A 17,502-nucleotide genomic window follows, 5' to 3' on the forward strand; every position below is an offset into this window, starting at 1 on the left:
GCGAGGGCATGGATGACGACTGGAAAGCCCGCCTCGTGCGGGCTTTCTTCATGCGCTCCCCGGGAGACGCCCCGCGACCAGACGCCCCCTTCGCATGTCCTGCAAACGTGATATGGTCACGGCAGAAGCCACAGGTTCTGCCATGACAACCGCTGCGGAATGGCTGGCATCGATCGGTTTGAGCGAGTACGCGGAGCGTTTCGCCGAGAACGCCATCGACCTCTCGGTCCTGAGCGATCTTACCGAGCAGGACCTGAAGGACCTTGGCGTCTTGCTGGGACACCGGCGCAAGATGCTGCGCGCGATCGCCGAGCTTCGCGGAGACATCCGTCCAGCGGCCCAGATGGCGGGTAAGCCGGCTCCGCGGGAGGGCGCCGAGCGCCGTCAACTCACGGTCATGTTCTGCGATCTGGTCGGCTCGTCGGCGCTTTCCGTGCGGCTCGATCCCGAGGACTTGCGCGCGGTCATCAACGCTTACCACGCCTGCATCGCCGACGTCATCACCAAGACCGAGGGCGTCATCGCTCGCTACATGGGCGACGGCGTTCTCGCCTATTTCGGCTTTCCGCGGGCCCACGAGGATGACGCCGAGCAGGCGATCCGCGCGGGGCTCTCGCTGGTGGAGGTCGTCGCCAACCTGAAGACGGATATCGGCACGGCGCTCCAGGTTCGCGTCGGCATCGCAACCGGGATGGTGGTGGTCGGCGACGTGACCGGCGATGGCGCTGCCAAGGAGCAGGAGGTGATCGGCGAGACGCCGAACCTGGCCGCGCGCCTGCAGACGCTCGCCATGCCCGGCACGGTTCTGATCTGCGAGGCCACGCGCCGGCTGACCGAAGGCCATTTCGAGTACCGCAATGTCGGCCCGGCCATGCTCAAGGGATGGGCGGAACCGTTGCCGGCCTGGGAGGTGCTGGGGACGAGCGGGGTGGAGAGCCGCTTCAAGGCGCTGCACAAGGCCCGATTGACGCCCCCGATCGGGCGCGACGAGGAGATCGACCTGCTGCTGCGCCGCTGGCAGAAGGCGACCCGCGGCGAGGGCAGCGCCGTGGTGTTGACGGGCGAGCCGGGCATCGGAAAGTCGCACATCATGCTCGCGCTCGAAGAGCGGCTCAAGGAAACCGAGCCCCACGTCACGGTTCGCCTTTTCTGCTCGGCGCACCACACGAACAGTGCGCTCTACCCGTTCATCCGGCAGCTCGAACGGGTTGCGCGGTTCGAGCGAACCGACCTGCTGGACGTGAAGTTCGCCAAGCTCGAGTCGATGCTGGTGCAATCCGGCGCTGCCGCGGACCAGATCGTGCCCCCTCTGGCGAGCCTTTTGTCGCTCCCTACCGGCAGCCGCTACCAATTGCCGGAGCTGAGCCCGCAAAAGCGCAAGGAGCTGACGCTGACGGCGCTTTTGCAGCAGCTCAATGTGCTTGCTGCGCGACAGCCGGTCTTCATCGCCTTCGAGGACGCTCACTGGGCGGATCCGACGTCGCTCGAGCTGCTCACGATGACCCTGGAAAGGGTGCCACAGCTTCGCGCGCTGGTGCTGATCACCGCGCGCCCGGAATTCATGCCGCCCTGGCCGGGCCATGCGCATGTCACGACGGTCTCGCTCACGCGCCTGAACCGGCGCAACGGCGCAGCGCTGGTGGAGCGCGTGACGGCCGGCAAGACGCTCCCCGCGGAGGTCATGGACCAGATCCTCGCCCGTACCGACGGTGTGCCGCTTTTCGTCGAGGAACTGACAAAGACGGTGCTCGAAACCGGCTTGTTGCAGGAGCACAACGGTCAGTACATCCTCAACCGGCCGCTGCCGCCGATGGCGATACCGACGACGCTGCATGCATCGCTGGTGGCGCGGCTGGATCGGCTGGCTCCGGTCAGGGAGGTGGCCCAGATCGGCGCGGTGGTGGGGCGCGAGTTCTCCTACGAGCTGTTGAGCATCGTCGCCGGACTGCCCGGTGAGAGGCTTCAGGAGGCGCTTGCCCAGCTGGTCCGGTCCGAGCTGATATTTTGCCGGGGCGAGATCCCCCGGGCGGTCTACACGTTCAAGCATGTGCTGGTGCGGGACGCTGCCTATTCGGGCCTTCTGAAGAGCCGGCGCGCAGGGCTGCATGCCATGATTGCGGAGGCCTTCGAGCACCGCTTTCCGGAGATCGTGGAGGCGCAACCCGAAACGGTCGCGCATCATCTTTCCGAGGCGGGGCTGTTCGAGAGGGCGGCAGGATACTGGCTGCAGGCCGGCAGGAAGGCCACCATGCGCTCGGCCAACCTCGAAGCCATCGCCGACCTCGAGCGTGGCATCGAGGCCATAGCCCACCTGCCAGCCGGCGCCCGCAAGGACAGGATGGAGCTCGATTTTCAGTTCGCGCTGGGACCCTGCCTGATCGCCACCCAGGGGCCGGCTTCCAACAAGGCGGTGGCGACCTTCGCGCGTGCGCGCGAGCTGTGCGAGCGCCTCGGAGACCCGCCCGAGCAGCTGCAGATCATGTTCTGGCTGACCACCGCGAGCGTCGTCCGGGGCGAGTTGCCGGTCGCCCAGGAAACCATCGCAGCCCTGCTTCATCTTGCCGAAACGCGCGGCGACCGGCCGGCGTTGATCAATGCGACCCGCGGGCAGGCCATGATCCGCCTGTTCATGGGGCGGCTCATCGATGCCCGCGAAGCCATTGAGCGCGCGGTCGCAGAGTTCGAGGCGAGCTCCGAGGAAGACCGGCTGGCTGCGCGTGCGGCCGGTCAGGATGCCGGCGTCGCCGACCTTGCGCTGATGTCATGGGTTCTCTGGCTGCTCGGCCATTTCGATGCGGCAATCGCGCGGATGGATGCCGCCATCCAGCGGGCCGACGCCATCGGTCATCCGCATTCGCAGGCCTATGCCTGCTACTATGCCTCCGTTCTTCACGCGCTGCGCGGCGAGATACCGCGCGCGCAGGGCTATGCGGAACGCTGCCGCGCCCTGTCGGAGGAGCACGGCTTCCGGCAGTGGCATGGATTGGCGCAGGCGGTCCGTGGCATATGCGCGACGTTGCTCGACTCGTCGTCCCGCGCCGTCGCGGAGATCCGGACCGCCATGGACGAGTATCGTGGCGCGGGCTACCAGCTCGGGATCACGGCGCTCGACGTACTGCTGTGCCCGGCGCTGCTTCTTTGCGGGGAGTACGAAGCGGCGCTCGCCTTGATCGAGCAGGGGTTTGTTACCACCAGCCGCAACAGCGAACGGATCTTCGAGGCCGAGCTGTATCGGTTGAAGGCGCGCACGCTGACCCTGCGCGGTTTGCCGGAGGATGCCGGCCAGTTGCTCAACAAGGCCCTGGTTGTGGCACGAAGCCAGCAGGCCAAGGCTCTCGAGCTTCGGGCGGCAACGGACCTTGCCGCGCTGTGGCTGGACCAGGGCAGGCGCCAGGATGCGCTGAACCTGCTTGCGCCCATCCACGGCTGGTTCTCCGAGGGCCTCGAGACGCAGGACGTCAGGCAGGCAAAGGCCCTGCTCGACCGGCTGCGCTGAATGACTGGTGGTCCGATTCCAACATTCGCATCCCATCCGGGAGGCACGTTTGCGAATGTCAGAATCGCGGCAAATGGGTAGCGAACGTCAAATCCGCTTGCCTAGTGGTCCGATTCTAACATTCGCTCCCCGCTTTGGGAGGCACTTTTGCGAATGTTAGAATCAAAGGACCACTAGCAAATTATTTGTTCTAGTGGAGCTTTGGATTTGACGTTCGCATAAAAGATCGCGGCAGATGGGTAGCGAACGTCAAATCCGCTCCACTAGAGCTGGCTCAGATCAGGGGCCGGGTTAAGCTCGCCATAGAACTCCCTTACCTTCGGATTGCGTGCCGCAAACACCGCATAGGGAAGCGCGCCGTCCGGAAGTTCGCCGTTGTCGTTCGGCTGGACCTGATTGCCCTTGGCATCGACCCACCAGCTCATCTTTTGCGACAACAGCTCCTGATTGAGTCGGGGCTTGGCCTTGTGAATTGCCTCCCGCAGCAGCTCCCTGTCTATGCCTTCGTGCGCCAGAATCGCTTCCAGCTTCGCCCGTGCTTTTCGTTCCTTTGCCGGATTTTCGTTGATGAACCGCGCTCTTCCGGTCTCCGCGCGAATCTCTTCCGCCTTCTTCGGGCCGGCTTTTTCATACGCCGCGATCGCTTCCCGCGCCGCGGCCTTGCCCAAGGCACGCCCGTGGTCGAGGTTGCTGTGATTCCATTTGAAATTGATCTGCGCCGGCACATGAATCTCGACGACGGTGCCTGTCCATTTGCGAGGCTCGTCGCACTTCACGTGGTATTTGAACAGCTTGACGTCGTCTTCGCCGACGCTCGCTGCGAACAGCTGGCAGAGATTTGCCAGCGAGTCGTGCAGGTTCTTGGGCTTGCGGATCTGCTTGGTATCCACGATCCGGCTGATCCAGATCTCGTCGAGATCGGCATGTTCCTCAAGCAGGCTCTGGAAGTTGACGGTATCAACCAGCGCGCCTTCGCAATATGTCTTGCCGTTCATCTCCACGGTTTCCTCGATGAACGGCAGGGCCGAACAGGCGCACAGGGTGGATGCGTTGATGCCGCCGACATAGTCCTCGTCCTTCATCGAGCGGTTGCAGAACAGGGCGAGCTTCTGCTCGTCCAGATTCCAGGCGTTGTGAAAGATGGTCGGCCTCTTCTTGTCCTTGAGCGCCTCGAAATCGATGCTCTTCATGAACTGGCTGTCCGGATAGTTGATCCTGGAAAGGCCGGTGAGATGGGAGAGATACATCATCGAGGTCAGATAGCGGACGACGGGATTGGGCGCCATCACCTGGTTCAGGATCCATTTGTTGATGTCTCCCTCGTCCAGTTTCTGGAATTTCTTCTTGTCCTCCTTGTCGGGAAGCTGATCGAACAGAATCGAAAGCGAGTCCTGGAAACTGTCGAAGATCTTGTAGGGGTCCCATATGAAATCGTTGTAGTTGTTGGGGTCCCTGACGAACCTGCTCATTGCCTTCCGCACACTGCCCCAATCCGGTCCGAACACGGTATTGATCGGGAAGCGTTCGTAGCTCTCATCGTCGCGGAATACGCCATTCCGGAAGAACTGCGCGGTCTGTTCGGCTCTTTCCCTTGCGGTCTTGAATTTTTCCGGATCGATCTGATTGTGAACGATGCCGACCCAGGCGCCGATGCAGGACAAGGCCCAAACGTCAAACTCTATCTCGGGATGTTCGGCAAGAGCCTCGAGGACCCCGATGTGCAGACCGGCTGCCGGTCCGCCACCACCAAGCGTGATTGCTCTCTTCAGCTTTCCGTTGGCTGGCATTTTGATGCTCCTCAAAACAATATCGAATACACGCTCCAAGTTTGGATTTCTGAAACGGCGGCAGACCGGCGTGGTGGTTCGGACGTTCTCTTCGGTTGTGACGCAAGTTCGCCAAGCGAACTTCCGAACCAAAACCACACGGGAATCACAAATTTGCTGGGCGTCCTTTCGGACCAGAAGGTCGCAAAACCCGCCGCGTAATGATGCGAACTTCGTGTCCCGAACACTAGTTTCTTTCGCAACAATTGGGAAGCGACCCATGAGCGCACAGGTTGTGTGCCAAATTGAATATGGCAGCGGGGCTGACGCAAGTGCCCGGCCTGGTCGGCATATCACGAGCAAGGCGCTTCGTGTTTCAGCACGGATGCCCGTTCGAAGCTGCGACAGATGCAGACGTCGGATCGCTTGCCAGGACCGACGCCGGAATCGCGCGCTGATGCCGCGCTGTTTCCTCGCGTGCTGCTTGCTTGCCGCATGCGAGGACGTGGTGCGGCCAGCACGCAGGCATTCATTGCGTCCTCTCGCGATGTCCGGGGGCTCCTTGACAATCCGCGAAGGAATGCGCAAGCCCGCCCGCAATCGGCCGTAAGGCAGGGCCTTTACCTGCTGCTGCGCGCCCGCCTATGATCGCGTGAAATGGACTGGGACAATATCCGCTTCTTCCTGAGCGTCGCTCGTGCCGAACAGTTTTCCGCGGCTGCCGCACGGATGGGGGTCGACACGGCGACCGTCGGCCGCCGGATCACGGCGCTCGAGAAGTCGCTGAACGCGCGGCTGTTCGACCGGCAGCGGACCGGTTGCGTGCTGACGCCGGCGGGCGAGCGCTTCCTGCAGACGGCGGAAGAGCTCGAATCGCAGATCCTGCAGGTGCATGGCGATCTCTCCCGCTCCGGCGTCGAGGTCGGCGGCGCGGTGCGGATCGCCGCGCCCGACGGCTTCGGCACGCTGTTTCTTTGCCCGCGGCTCGGTGCGCTGAAGGCCCGCCATCCCGGATTGACGATCCAGCTCGTGCCGATCACGCGCAGCTTCTCGCTGTCCCGGCGCGAGGCCGACCTTGCCGTCACCATCGAGCGGCCGGCGGAGGGGCGGCTGGTGGCGCGCAAGCTCGTCGATTATTCGCTGCATTTCTATGCCTCGCGGCACTATCTCGAGCGGCATGGAGTGCCGGCCACGACCGACGAGCTGTCGCGGCATTGCCTGATCACCTATGTGCCCGATCTGATCTTCGCCGATCAGCTCACCTTCATGCCCGAGCTCTACGGGCCGTCCTTCAGCCGGCTGGAATGCTCGACCGCGGTCGGCCAGCTCGAGGCGGTCCGCAGCGGCGCCGGGATCGGCATCCTGCACGACTACGCCGCCCACCGCGATCCGCAGTTGCAGCTCGTGCTGCCGGACGTTCGATTTGACAGGACCTACTGGATCGTCACGCATGCCGATCTGAAGGATGTCGCCCGTGTCCGCGCGGCGATCGATCACATCCTGCAGGAGGTGCGGGCCAGCAAGGATGTGTTCAGGCGGGAATAGGCCGCGCGCGAGCGCAGCGCCGGCCGGTCTGATGAGCCGTCATGCGCGCCGCGAGCAGGTTCGGCGTCGGGCGGGCGGCGCTATCCACCCGGGGGGATCGCTGGTATCCTGCCGGCGGGATAGGAGGACAGCTTGCCGCACGAGAACCACCCCGCCATCATCAGGCGTTTGAAGCGCGCCGACGGCCACCTTCAGACCATCATCGAGATGCTCGAACAGGGCCGCCCCTGCGTGCAGATCGCCCAGCAGCTCCAGGCGGTCGAAAGCGCCATCGACAATGCGAAGAAGGCCCTGATCCACGACCACATTGCGCAATGCATCGAGCCGCCATTGAAGGCGGCGGGCAGCGCCGGCCGGGCTCCGCTGAAGGAATTCAAGCTGATCGCGAAATATCTCTGAGCGCCGCTCGCCCGCGCGGATGGGCGGCGCTGTTCGTCGATCCCGGCCAGGCCTGTCGCCACTTTTGCGCGTGACAGGGGCATCATTATCGGCTAAATACTTCGCATGCGAACTAACTCGAGGCCGGCGGCCGACCACCGGCTGATCTTCCTGCTCAACGTGGCGCAGCGCCGGCTGCAGCGCTTTCTTGCCACGCGGGCGCCCTCGAGCGTGACGGCGGCGCAGGCGGGCCTGTTGTTCGTGCTGGGTCGAAACGACGGTGCGCTGATGGGCGAAGCTGGCGCTGCGCTCGATCTCGGCATGCCCGGGATCAGCGGGCTTGCTGAGCGCATGGTGGAGGCGGAGCTGATCGAAAGGCGCGCCGATCCCGCCGACGGACGCGCCGCGCGGCTCTGGCTCACACCGTCGGGACGCCGCGCGCTGGCACGCGCCAAGGTCAACGCAGCCGAATTGAACGCAAGGCTGGCCGAGGGTTTCAGCGACGCCGAGATCGCGATCGTCGCGCGCTGGCTGACCAGTTTCCAGGAGAAATTCCCGAAAGGAGAAGACGCATGACCGAGCACGTCAAGATCGAACGCAAGGACAATATCCTTACCCTCATGCTGGCGCGGCCCGACAAGAAGAACGCGTTGACCAACGCCATGTACGGCGCGCTGGCCGACGCAATGGTCGCCGCCGAGACTGATCCCGCCGCCCGCGTCATCGTGATCCGCGGCGAGGGCGACATGTTCACCTCCGGCAACGACGTCGGCGATTTCGCTGCGATCGCGACCGGCGCCTTCAAGGGCGAGCGCCATGTCGCGCGGTTCCTCGATGCGCTGGCGCGCGCCAGCCGGCCGCTGGTCGCGGCGGTGCAGGGGCGCGCGGTCGGCGTCGGCACCACGATGCTGCTGCATAGCGACATTGTGCTGCTGGCGGACGATGCGCTGCTGTCGACGCCGTTCATCAACCTGGCGCTGGTGCCGGAAGCCGCCTCGACGATCCTGATGCCGATGCGGCTCGGCTATGCGCGAGCCTATGAGATGTTTGCCTTCGGAGAGCCGCTCGACGCGAAAACGGCGCACGGTCTCGGGCTCGCCAATCGCGTGGTGCCGCGGGACAGGCTGCATGCGGAAGCGGCCGCGGTCGCCGCGCGCCTTGCGAAACAGCCCGCAGGCTCGCTCTCCGCCATGAAGCGGCTGATGCGTGATCCGGCGGTGCTGACGGCGCAGATCGCGGCCGAAAGCGCCTGCTTTGCGGAGCGGTTGAAGACGGCCGAAGCGCGCGAGGCGTTCACCGCCTTTGCCGAGAAGCGGCCACCGGATTTCGCCAAGCTCGCCGGCTGAGACCGCACGCGAAAGGGACCGCTCACCGCGAGCGATTCGCCACGCGGCCGATCAGCGTATCGAGCTTCGACAGGAACAGCCCAAGCGTCGGCGAGGTGTTCGCCTTGTGATAGCCGACGACGAGGTCGATGGTGGGCGGCGTGCCCTTCACCGGGCGGCCGACCACCGACCAGGGCAGGAAGTTCAGCGCGTAGCGCGGCATCAGCGCAAAGCCGCGGGTGGAAGCGACCAGCGAGATCGCCATCGCGAGGTTGTCGGCCTGGTGCGCGTTCGTAATCGAAAGGCCCGACTTGCGGATATAGTCGTCGATGACGACGTGGAGCGCCGGAGCGGTGTCCGACACGTTGATGAAGGGTTCGCCTGCGATCGCCTGCAACTCGACATTCTCACCCGCGGCGAGGCGGTGGTCGCTCGGCAGCACGACGAGGAGCGGCTCCTTCGTCACGGTGCGGAACACGAGATCGGTGGCGTCAAGCTCGCGCCGCATGAAGGCAAGGTCGAGCCGGCCGCGCATGAGCGCCTCGGCCAGAGCGGGCGAATATTCGCTCGTCACGGTGACGTCGACCGTGGGCAACTGGTCGCGCAGCACATGCATGGCTTCAGGCAGCCAGTCCATTTCCTGGCCGGTCAGGAAGCCGAGCCCGAAAGCGGGTTTCTCCGGCCGCGCCGCGCGCCGGGCCGCTTCGCGCGCCGCCTCGACCTGCGACAGCGCCAGCCGCGCATGATCGAGAAAGGCCTTTCCCGCGAGCGTGAGTTCGACGCCATGCACGCTGCGCGTCAGCAGGGGCGCGCCGACCTCGTATTCGAGATCGCGGATCTGCCGGCTCAGCGAGGGCTGCGAGGTGTGCAGCCGCCGTTCGGCGGCAACCGTCAGGCTGCCCTCCTCGGCCACCGCCACGAAATATCTGAGATGGCGCAGTTCCATGGCCCATTCCATGCCCACTAGGCATGGAAGCAATCCTACAAAGTCTTTTTAGCCTATTCAAGGCTGACCTAGATCATACGCCATCAGCATGGCATGGGCCATGCTTCATGGAGGCTCATCATGACCAATCTCTCTGGCAAGACCGCTCTCGTCACCGGCGCGTCGCGCGGCATCGGCCGCGCCAGCGCGCTGGCGCTGGCACGGCTCGGCGCGCAGGTTCTGGTTCATTACGGCCGTGGCCGCGCGGAGGCCGAGGCGGTGGTGACGGAAATCCGCAACAGCGGCGGACGGGCGCAGGCGATCGCGGCCGATCTGGCTGCGCCGGAAGGACCGCATGCGCTCGCGAAGGAAGTCCGCGCCATCGTCGGCGAGCGTCTGGACATCCTGGTGTCCAACGCCGGCATATCGAGGCCCGGGATTATCGAGGAGACCACGCTCGCCGATTTCGACGACCTGTTCGCGGTCAACGTCCGCGCGCCGTTCTTCCTGGTCCAGCAATTGTTGCCGATCCTCAAGAGCGGCTCCAGCATCGTGCTGGTGTCCTCGCTCGCCGCCCACGCCTCGGTCGGCCATCTCTCGGCCTATGCGGCGACCAAGGGCGCGATCGATACGCTGGTCAGGCACCTTGCCGCAGCGCTCGGCGAGCGCGGCATCCGCGTCAACGCGGTGGCGCCGGGCGTGGTCGAGACCGACATGTCGAGTTTCGCCAGGACCGACGCTGGGCGCGACTTCGCACTCGGCATGCAGGCCCTGAAACGGATCGCGCAGCCCGACGATATCGGCGACGTCGTAGCCTTCCTCGGCTCCGACCAAGCGCGATGGATCAACGGCGACAGCGTCCGCGTCGACGGCGGTTCGAAACTATAGGTCGTGGAAAATGCTCTAACGTCAATCGTCAGGCGGCGTCGCGCCGACAAGGCGCGATGCCCGCGGTGTAATTGATTAAAGAAACCTGTCGACGGCGTGTCGAGGCGCTGCGCAAGCCAGCTACTTCCCCTCGAGCACTTTCTTCAAGACCAGGTCGGAAAGCTGGACTACCAGCGCCCGCAACCTGGCATTTTCCTCGAGCAGCGACACCATCTGGTTGTCGACATCTGCGTCGAACCCGGTGTCGTCCTCACACATCGGCAACGGAACGCCATCTTCATTCCGGATTGCCGGTCGATACGCGTGAACCATGACGGATACCCCCTGGCAGCAACAAACAAAAACAAACCCCAGCCAAGTCGATGAAGGAATCGTCGCCCGAATCAGGGTCGAAATTGGGACGGTTCGGAGGGCAAATTGAAGCGGCGGTACAGCGAAGTGGGGGCGCGCGGCCTCAAGCGACAACCGCCAATTAGTTTTTCACGCGCCTCGCGGCTGAGTTGCGCGATTTCACAAACAGGATCACAAAAGAGTGCGGCGCGGCGGTCGATCGCGAATCGATTCGTTAACGCGCGGTGCATGCGCGTCAGGGCGCGCGGCACATGTAATTTCTGCAATCTCTGCAGGCGCGCGTTGCGTCGAGCGCGCAGAAATTGCCGTATCGCTCAGCCTGTGCGCCGGGGCATGGTAAAAGCGGGCTTTGCAGTGGAGTTGCTCATGCCGTCATGGACCTGCGAACAATGTGGCGCCCAGTTTCCTGACAGCGCCGCACCGCCGCATACCTGTCCGATCTGTGAGGACGAGCGGCAGTTCGTGAACTGGAAGGGCCAGCGCTTTTTGACGCGCGAGGCGCTGGCGCAAACGCACAAGCTCGAATGCCGCGACGATCTCGGCGTTCCCGGTATCGCGCTCACCCCGAGTTTTGCGATCGGCCAGCGTGCGCTGCTGCTGCGCGAGGCGGATGGCTGCGTGATGTGGGACTGCGTGCCGCTCGCGACGCGGGAGGGCATCGACCATGTCCGCTCGCTCGGCGGCCTGAAGGCGATCGCGATCTCGCATCCGCACTACTATGGTGCGGTCGCCGACTGGAGCGCGGCGTTCGGCGACGCGCCGGTCTATCTGCACGGCGACGATCGCGCCTTCGTCACCCGCCCGCACCGCGCGATCGTGCCGTGGACGGGCGACAATTTTGCGATTTCCGACGATATCAGCCTGGTGCGCAGCGGCGGCCATTTCGCCGGCGCCACCATGCTGCACTGGCGCAGGGGCGCGAATGGGCGCGGTGCCCTGTTTGCCGGCGATATCGCCATGGTGGCGATGGATCGCCGCTCGGTGAGCTTCATGTACAGCTATCCGAACTATATCCCGCTCAACGCCGCGGCCGTGAGGCGGATCGCCTCCAGCGTGGCGCAGCTCGCCTTTGACCGCATTTACGGCGCCTGGTGGGGGCGCAACATCGAAAGCGGGGCGAAGGCCGCGTTCGACGCGTCCGTGGTGCGCTACCTGGCCGCCATTTCCGACGATTCCGCGCGATGAGCGGCGCGCATCGCTAGAAGGCAGGCTTTGTCGACGATTCCGTTAAGGGTCGCTTAGTTGCACGGGGATACCGTGCAGCGATCGTTAACGGATTGATCGATGTCGCTGCTCCAGGACGTTCCGCAACGGCTCTTGCCTGACATCAGGGAAACGGCGGCCGATGCGCGCCTGACGCCGTTGCTCTATGCTGCGACGCTGTTCGCGTCCGCGCTGCTGTTGTTCTCGATCCAGCCGATGTTCGCCAAGATGGTGCTGCCGAAGCTCGGCGGCGCGCCGGCGGTGTGGTCGGTCGCGATGGTGTTCTTCCAGACCATGCTGCTCGCCGGCTACGCCTATGCGCATTGGCTCTCGGCCCTGCTGCCGCCGCGCCGCGCGGCGGTGGTGCATGTCGCGCTGATCGCGGTCACCACGCTGGCGCTGCCGATCGCGATCGCGCCGGATTGGGGCGCGCCGCCCACTGAGGCCGCCGCGCTCTGGCTGTTCGGCCTGTTTGCCGTGTCGATCGGGCTGCCCTTCTTCACGCTGTCGGCCAGCGCGCCGCTGCTGCAGAGCTGGTTTGCGGCGAGCCGGCACCGCCAGGCCGGCAATCCCTATGTGCTGTATGCCGCCTCCAATCTCGGCTCGTTCGCGGCGCTGTTCGCCTATCCGGCGGTGATCGAGCCATTGCTCAGCCTGCACACGCAGACTGCGGCCTGGTCGATCGGCTTTGCGGCGCTCGCCCTGCTGATGGTCATGGTGGCGCTGCGGCTCGGCCGCGATGCGCCTGCGCCGGCACGCCACGCGGACGCGGCGCCGGTGCCCGCGCCAAGCCTCGCCGAGCGGGCGCGCTGGGTCGCGCTTTCGGCCGTGCCCTCCGGTCTCGTGATCGCGGTCACCTCGCATCTGACCACCGACGTCGCCGCCGCGCCATTCCTCTGGGTCATCCCGCTTGCGCTCTACCTCCTCACCTTCGTCGCCGTGTTCCGGGAGCGCCCGTGGATCCCCCATGGCGTCGTCGTCTGGCTGGTGCCGTTCGCGGTCACGCCGCTGGTGGTGAGTTCGATGTCGTCGGCCAAGGTGTTCTGGGCGGCGGCGATCCTGCTCAATCTGGCGGTGTTCGTGGTGCTGACGCTGCTCTGCCATGGCGAGCTCTATGCGCGGCGGCCGCAGCCGGCGCGGCTCACCGAATTCTTTCTCTGTACCTCGTTTGGCGGCGTCCTCGGCGGCGCATTCGCGGGCCTGCTGGCGCCGCATCTCTTCGCCGGCAATTACGAGTATCCGATCCTGATCGTGCTGGCGCTGCTGGCGCTGCCCGGGCTTGCCGCAGGCGAGCGCCGGAGCGTCGTTATCGAAGCCGCCTTCTGGCTGTCGCTCGGCGCCGCCCTGCTATTGATCTCGCGCTTCGCACATATCGAGCTGCCGGCGTCGTCCGAATTGCCGTTCCAGGCCGGGCTGATCCTGCTTGCCGGCATCATGCTGTTCCAGCGGGACCGACCGCTTCGCTTCGTCGGGCTCGCGATGCTGAGCTTCACCATCACCACCTGCTGGCGGCCGGGCCTTGCCCCGGTCGAAATCGCACGCAGCTTCTTCGGCGTGCACAAGGTGGTGGAGACGGCGGACGGCCGGGCGCGGCTGCTCTATCACGGCAACACGCTGCACGGCGCGGAGCGACTGCGCGCCAATGACGGCACGCCTGTCGCAGGCCTGCCGGAGGCGCTGACCTATTACTATCCCTTCGGCCCGTTCGCCGAGGCGATCACGGCGGCCCGCGCGGCGCATGGCGGCTTCGATCGGGTCGCCGTCATCGGTCTCGGCGCTGGCGCGCTCGCCTGCCACCGCCGCGGCGGCGAGGCCTGGACCTTCTTCGAGATCGATCCCGAGGTGGTGCGCATCGCGCGTAACCCCGCGCGGTTCGAGTTCCTGTCGCGCTGCGCGCCTGACGCCGCGACCGTGCTCGGTGACGCGCGGCTCACGCTGGCGGCCGCCACAAAACCCTTCGATCTGATCGCGCTGGACGCTTTCTCCTCCGACGCCATTCCGGTCCATCTGCTCACCCGCGAAGCCTTTGCCGGCTACCTGACAAAGCTCTCGCCGCACGGCGTGATCGTCGCCCACATCTCCAACCGCCATCTCGACCTGGCGCCTGTTCTGGCCAATGTCGCACAGTCGCTCGGGCTGGTCGCGTTCCTCAAGGAGGATAGCGCGGCCGGCGACTTCATGAAGGAGTTTCATACCGACGCGCGCATCGTGATGCTGGCGCGCACGCCCGCGGATGTGGGCCGCGTCGCCTCGAGCTGGACGCCTCTTGCGCAGGATTCCTCGAGCGCGCTCTGGACCGACGATTATTCCAACATTCTCGGCGCCATGCTGCGGCGGAAATTCGGCGGGTAGCCCTGTCGGGATTGGCGCCCGCCATTCGTCTTCCAGGCGTCGCAGCCAAGGGAGACCGGTATGAAATCCTCGTACCGTTGGGTGATCGTCGCGGTGGGTGCCCTCATGACCTGCGTCGGCATCGGCGCCATGTTCTCGCTTGCCGTGTTCCTGCAGCCGATGGCGGCCGATACCGGCTGGTCGCGCACCGGCATATCGAGCGCCATGACGCTCGATTTCCTGGTCATGGGGGTGGCAGGCTTCGGCTGGGGCGCGGCCAGCGACCGTTTCGGCGCTCGCATCGTCGTGCTGGCCGGTAGCGCGCTCCTTGGGCTCGGCCTCGTGCTGGCGAGCCGGGCGGCCTCGCTTTTGCAGTTCCAGCTCACCTATGGCGTCGTGGTCGGCCTTGCCGCCGGCGCCTTCGTCGCGCCGATGATCGCCGCCGTGATGGACTGGTTCGAGGACAGCCGCAGCCTCGCGGTGTCGCTGGTCTCGGCCGGCATCGGGGTGGCGCCGATGACCGTCTCGCCCTTCGTGCGCTGGCTGATCTCGGCCTATGACTGGCGATCCGCCATGATGGTGGTGGGCATCGCAGCCTGGGTGCTGCTCATCCCCGCCGCGCTCCTGGTGCGGCGCGCGCCTGCACCGGCGGGCGGGGGCGCCTTGTCGGCCGGTCCCGCCGCGCAACCATCACCGTCGGTCCGCGAGGCGCTGCGCTCGCCGCAATTCGTCGTGCTCGCGCTCACCTTCTTCCTCTGCTGCGGTGCCCATTCCGGGCCGATCTTCCACATGGTGAGCTATGCAATCGGCTGCGGGATCGCGCCGATGGCGGCCGTGTCGATCTATAGTCTCGAGGGGCTGTCCGGCCTCGGCGGACGTCTGTTGTTCGGCCTGCTCGCCGACCGCTTCGGCGCCAAGCCGGTCTTGATCGCGGGCCTGCTGGTGCAGTCGGTGGCGATCTCGGGCTATCTCGCCGTCGACAGGCTCAGCGGCTTCTACCTGCTGTCGCTGGTCTTCGGCCTCGCCTATGGCGGGGTGATGCCGCTCTATGCGGTGCTGGCGCGCGAGTCCTTCGGCCAGCGCGTGATCGGCACGGTGTTCGGGGCCCTGACCATGGCCTCCTCGCTTGGCATGGCGTTCGGTCCCTGGGCCGGCGGCCGCATCTTCGATGCCTTCAACAGCTACATGTGGCTCTACATCGGAGCGACCGGGGTCGCGCTCGGAGCGGTCGCGGTGGCCTTCACCTTCCAGGCGCGGCCAGGGACGGAAGGATTGCAGCCGGCGTGAGGCGGACCGCCAATTATCGCCATCTCCAAGTATTGCCGTCTCCAAGTATCGCCATCTGAAGGCTTGATCCACGAAATAGGGGAGTTATATCGACGTCTTCCCATTCATCTTCTTGTTCAGGACGCTTGAGCAAACGATGACGACTGTCGATACCGCTCCCCAATCCCAGCCGTTCCAGGCCGAGGTTTCCCAGCTGCTGCACCTGATGGTGCACTCGGTCTATTCCGAGACCGAGATTTTCCTGCGTGAACTGATCTCGAACGCCTCGGATGCCTGCGACAAGCTGCGCTACGAGGCGATCGCAAAACCCGAGCTGATCGCCGACGGCGAGCCGCCGAAGATCACGATCAGGCCGGACAAGAAGCAGGGCACGCTCACCATCGCCGACACCGGCATCGGCATGGACCGCCAGGAGCTGATCGACAATCTCGGCACCATCGCCCGCTCCGGCACCAGGGCCTTCATGGCGCGGCTCGCGGAAGCCAAGGACGGCTCCGGCCTGATCGGACAGTTCGGCGTCGGCTTCTACTCCGCCTTCATGGTGGCGGACAGGATCACCGTCATCAGCCGCCGCGCCGGTTCCGATCAAGCGTGGACCTGGTCGTCCTCGGGCGGTGAAGGTTTCGAGGTCGCTCCGGCAAGCGAGGAAGACGCCAAACGCGTCGGTCGCGGCACCGAGATCGTGCTCCACCTGAAGGAGGACGCCAAGAAATATCTCGAGGCCTACGAGATCGAGCGCATCGTCGCTGCCTATTCCGACAACATCCAGTTTCCGATCCTGCTGGTGCCGGAGGAGGGCGAGCCGCGCCAGATCAATTCGGCCAGCGCGCTGTGGCAGCGCCCGAAATCCGAGCTGACGCCGGAAGACTATGCGAAAGCCTACAAGTCGATCGCGCATGCCTTCGACGAGCCGGCGATGACGCTGCATTACCGCGCCGAGGGCCGCTATTCCTACGCGGTGCTGCTGTTCGCGCCCTCGGCAAAACCGTTCGACCTGTTCGAGCCGGCGCGCAAGGGCAAGGTCAAGCTCTATGTGCGACGGGTGTTCATCACCGACGACGCCGATCTCCTGCCGGCCTATCTGCGCTTCATGCGTGGCGTCATCGACAGCGAGGATCTGCCGCTCAACATCTCGCGCGAGATGCTGCAGAACAACCCGCAGCTCGTGCAGATCAGGAAGGCGGTGGCAAGCCGTGTGATCGGCGAGCTGGAGACGCTGGCTGACAAGGACGCGGAGAGCTTCAACAAGATCTGGGACGCCTTCGGTCCCGTGATCAAGGAAGGCATCTACGAGGACTTCGAGCGCCGCGACAAACTGCTCGCGCTGTCGCGCTTCTCGACGACCACAGGCGAGAAGCGCTCGCTCAAGCAATATGTCGCGGACTTCAAGCCCAACCAGACCGAGATCTATTTTCTGGTCGGCGATTCCATCGAGCGGCTGAAGTCGAACCCCCGGCTCGAGGCGGCGGCTGCGCGCGGCATCGAGGTGCTGCTGCTCACCGATCCCGTCGATGCGTTCTGGACCTCGGTGCCGCTGGAATTCGAGGGCAAGAAGCTGAAGTCGCTGAGCCAGGGCGATCTCGACCTCGACCTCGTTCCGCTGGTCGACGACAAGGCCGAAAAAAGCGAGCCCGCGGCCGACGAGACCGCAACGATCGCGGTGATCAAGGCAAGCCTGGGCGACCGCGTCTCCGACGTGCGCGCCTCGACGCGTCTCACCACCAGCGCGTCCTGCCTCGTCGCCGGCAGCCATGGTCCCGATCGCGAGCTGGAGCGGCTCTTGTCGCAGCAGAACCGCGGAGAGCGCAGTAGGCCGATTCTCGAGATCAACCTGCGCCATCCGCTGGTCGCGGCGATCGCCAGCGCCGGCGGCGAAGCCAGCGCGGCCGACGATCTGTCGTTGCTGCTGCTCGAGCAGGCGCAGATTCTCGATGGCGAGCTGCCGGACGATCCCGCGGGCTTCGCCGCACGGCTCAACCGGCTGGTGCTGAAGGGGATCGGCTAAGG

13 protein-coding genes are annotated in these 17,502 nt (G+C 65.2%); 10 read left to right on the plus strand and 3 right to left on the minus strand.

Translation table 11 applies throughout. From position 1 onward, the window contains the following. Nucleotides 1-142 precede the first annotated feature (142 nt). On the plus strand, nucleotides 143-3,496 hold the full coding sequence (locus QOU61_RS06255) for an AAA family ATPase (protein ID WP_289657243.1): 3,354 nt from the start codon (nucleotides 143-145) through the stop codon (nucleotides 3,494-3,496). A gap of 263 nt (nucleotides 3,497-3,759) precedes the next feature. Here the strand turns inward: QOU61_RS06255 and QOU61_RS06260 are convergent, their stop codons facing one another. Continuing rightward, nucleotides 3,760-5,544 carry a patatin-like phospholipase family protein gene (locus QOU61_RS06260; protein ID WP_289657244.1) on the minus strand — a complete coding sequence of 595 codons (1,785 nt, stop codon included), beginning with the start codon at nucleotides 5,542-5,544 and terminating at the stop codon, nucleotides 3,760-3,762. A 375-nt stretch (nucleotides 5,545-5,919) separates the two neighbouring features. On the opposite strand from QOU61_RS06260, the gene QOU61_RS06265 reads away from it, so the two are divergent. The 4 genes from QOU61_RS06265 (at nucleotide 5,920) to QOU61_RS06280 (ending at nucleotide 8,531) form a co-directional block, all read left to right on the plus strand. Continuing rightward, nucleotides 5,920-6,807, plus strand: a complete 888-nt coding sequence (locus QOU61_RS06265) for a LysR family transcriptional regulator (RefSeq protein ID WP_289657246.1) — start codon at nucleotides 5,920-5,922, stop codon at nucleotides 6,805-6,807. 132 nt (nucleotides 6,808-6,939) lie between these two features. Next, entirely contained in the window at nucleotides 6,940-7,206 is a 267-nt protein-coding gene (locus QOU61_RS06270; RefSeq protein ID WP_289657247.1) for a metal-sensing transcriptional repressor, read from the plus strand. Nucleotides 7,207-7,311: 105 nt separating this feature from the next. Continuing rightward, entirely contained in the window at nucleotides 7,312-7,761 is a 450-nt protein-coding gene (locus QOU61_RS06275) for a MarR family winged helix-turn-helix transcriptional regulator (protein ID WP_289657248.1), read from the plus strand. Next, nucleotides 7,758-8,531 (plus strand): enoyl-CoA hydratase-related protein, encoded by a 774-nt coding sequence (locus QOU61_RS06280; protein WP_289657249.1) that lies wholly within the window; start codon nucleotides 7,758-7,760, stop codon nucleotides 8,529-8,531. Before QOU61_RS06275 ends, QOU61_RS06280 begins: the two co-directional genes overlap by 4 nt. Before the next feature lie 22 nt (nucleotides 8,532-8,553). Here the strand turns inward: QOU61_RS06280 and QOU61_RS06285 are convergent, their stop codons facing one another. Continuing rightward, the gene (locus QOU61_RS06285) at nucleotides 8,554-9,456 is read right to left on the minus strand and encodes a LysR family transcriptional regulator (RefSeq protein ID WP_289657250.1); all 903 of its coding nucleotides are present in this window, start codon (nucleotides 9,454-9,456) and stop codon (nucleotides 8,554-8,556) included. Between the two features lie 120 nt (nucleotides 9,457-9,576). On the opposite strand from QOU61_RS06285, the gene QOU61_RS06290 reads away from it, so the two are divergent. Further along, nucleotides 9,577-10,323, plus strand: a complete 747-nt coding sequence (locus QOU61_RS06290) for an SDR family NAD(P)-dependent oxidoreductase (RefSeq protein ID WP_289657251.1) — start codon at nucleotides 9,577-9,579, stop codon at nucleotides 10,321-10,323. Nucleotides 10,324-10,443: 120 nt separating this feature from the next. Here QOU61_RS06290 and QOU61_RS06295 read toward each other — a convergent pair whose 3' ends face one another. Then, nucleotides 10,444-10,635: a hypothetical protein gene (locus QOU61_RS06295; protein WP_289657252.1), complete on the minus strand. Its 192-nt coding sequence runs from the start codon at nucleotides 10,633-10,635 to the stop codon at nucleotides 10,444-10,446. Between the two features lie 405 nt (nucleotides 10,636-11,040). Here QOU61_RS06295 and QOU61_RS06300 point away from each other — a divergent pair, with 405 nt between their 5' ends. The 4 genes from QOU61_RS06300 to htpG all read left to right on the plus strand — a co-directional run bounded on the left by QOU61_RS06300 (nucleotide 11,041) and on the right by htpG (nucleotide 17,500). Continuing rightward, a complete protein-coding gene (locus tag QOU61_RS06300; RefSeq protein WP_289657253.1) occupies nucleotides 11,041-11,859 on the plus strand; it encodes an MBL fold metallo-hydrolase in 819 nt (272 codons plus the stop codon). A 99-nt stretch (nucleotides 11,860-11,958) separates the two neighbouring features. Further along, entirely contained in the window at nucleotides 11,959-14,229 is a 2,271-nt protein-coding gene (locus tag QOU61_RS06305) for a fused MFS/spermidine synthase (protein ID WP_289657254.1), read from the plus strand. A gap of 60 nt (nucleotides 14,230-14,289) precedes the next feature. Continuing rightward, entirely contained in the window at nucleotides 14,290-15,495 is a 1,206-nt protein-coding gene (locus QOU61_RS06310; RefSeq protein ID WP_289657255.1) for an MFS transporter, read from the plus strand. A 136-nt stretch (nucleotides 15,496-15,631) separates the two neighbouring features. After that, nucleotides 15,632-17,500, plus strand: coding sequence for a molecular chaperone HtpG (gene htpG, locus QOU61_RS06315; RefSeq protein ID WP_289657256.1), 1,869 nt, complete (start codon nucleotides 15,632-15,634; stop codon nucleotides 17,498-17,500). Nucleotides 17,501-17,502: the final 2 nt, after the last annotated feature.

This window comes from Bradyrhizobium sp. NP1 (assembly GCF_030378205.1).
Taxonomy (GTDB): Bacteria; Pseudomonadota; Alphaproteobacteria; order Rhizobiales; family Xanthobacteraceae; genus Bradyrhizobium.

Excerpts from the sequence above, each read along its gene's own strand:
- QOU61_RS06280 (WP_289657249.1), top strand. The coding sequence starts at position 7,758 with ATGACCGAGCACGTCAAGATCGAACGCAAGGACAATATCCTTACCCTC.
- QOU61_RS06285 (WP_289657250.1), bottom strand. The coding sequence starts at position 9,456 with ATGGAACTGCGCCATCTCAGATATTTCGTGGCGGTGGCCGAGGAGGGC.
- QOU61_RS06260 (WP_289657244.1), bottom strand. The coding sequence starts at position 5,544 with ATGGGTCGCTTCCCAATTGTTGCGAAAGAAACTAGTGTTCGGGACACG.
- QOU61_RS06290 (WP_289657251.1), top strand. The coding sequence starts at position 9,577 with ATGACCAATCTCTCTGGCAAGACCGCTCTCGTCACCGGCGCGTCGCGC.
- QOU61_RS06300 (WP_289657253.1), top strand. The coding sequence starts at position 11,041 with ATGCCGTCATGGACCTGCGAACAATGTGGCGCCCAGTTTCCTGACAGC.
- QOU61_RS06305 (WP_289657254.1), top strand. The coding sequence starts at position 11,959 with ATGTCGCTGCTCCAGGACGTTCCGCAACGGCTCTTGCCTGACATCAGG.
- QOU61_RS06255 (WP_289657243.1), top strand. The coding sequence starts at position 143 with ATGACAACCGCTGCGGAATGGCTGGCATCGATCGGTTTGAGCGAGTAC.
- htpG (WP_289657256.1), top strand. The coding sequence starts at position 15,632 with ATGACGACTGTCGATACCGCTCCCCAATCCCAGCCGTTCCAGGCCGAG.
- QOU61_RS06310 (WP_289657255.1), top strand. The coding sequence starts at position 14,290 with ATGAAATCCTCGTACCGTTGGGTGATCGTCGCGGTGGGTGCCCTCATG.
- QOU61_RS06295 (WP_289657252.1), bottom strand. The coding sequence starts at position 10,635 with ATGGTTCACGCGTATCGACCGGCAATCCGGAATGAAGATGGCGTTCCG.
- QOU61_RS06275 (WP_289657248.1), top strand. The coding sequence starts at position 7,312 with ATGCGAACTAACTCGAGGCCGGCGGCCGACCACCGGCTGATCTTCCTG.
- QOU61_RS06265 (WP_289657246.1), top strand. The coding sequence starts at position 5,920 with ATGGACTGGGACAATATCCGCTTCTTCCTGAGCGTCGCTCGTGCCGAA.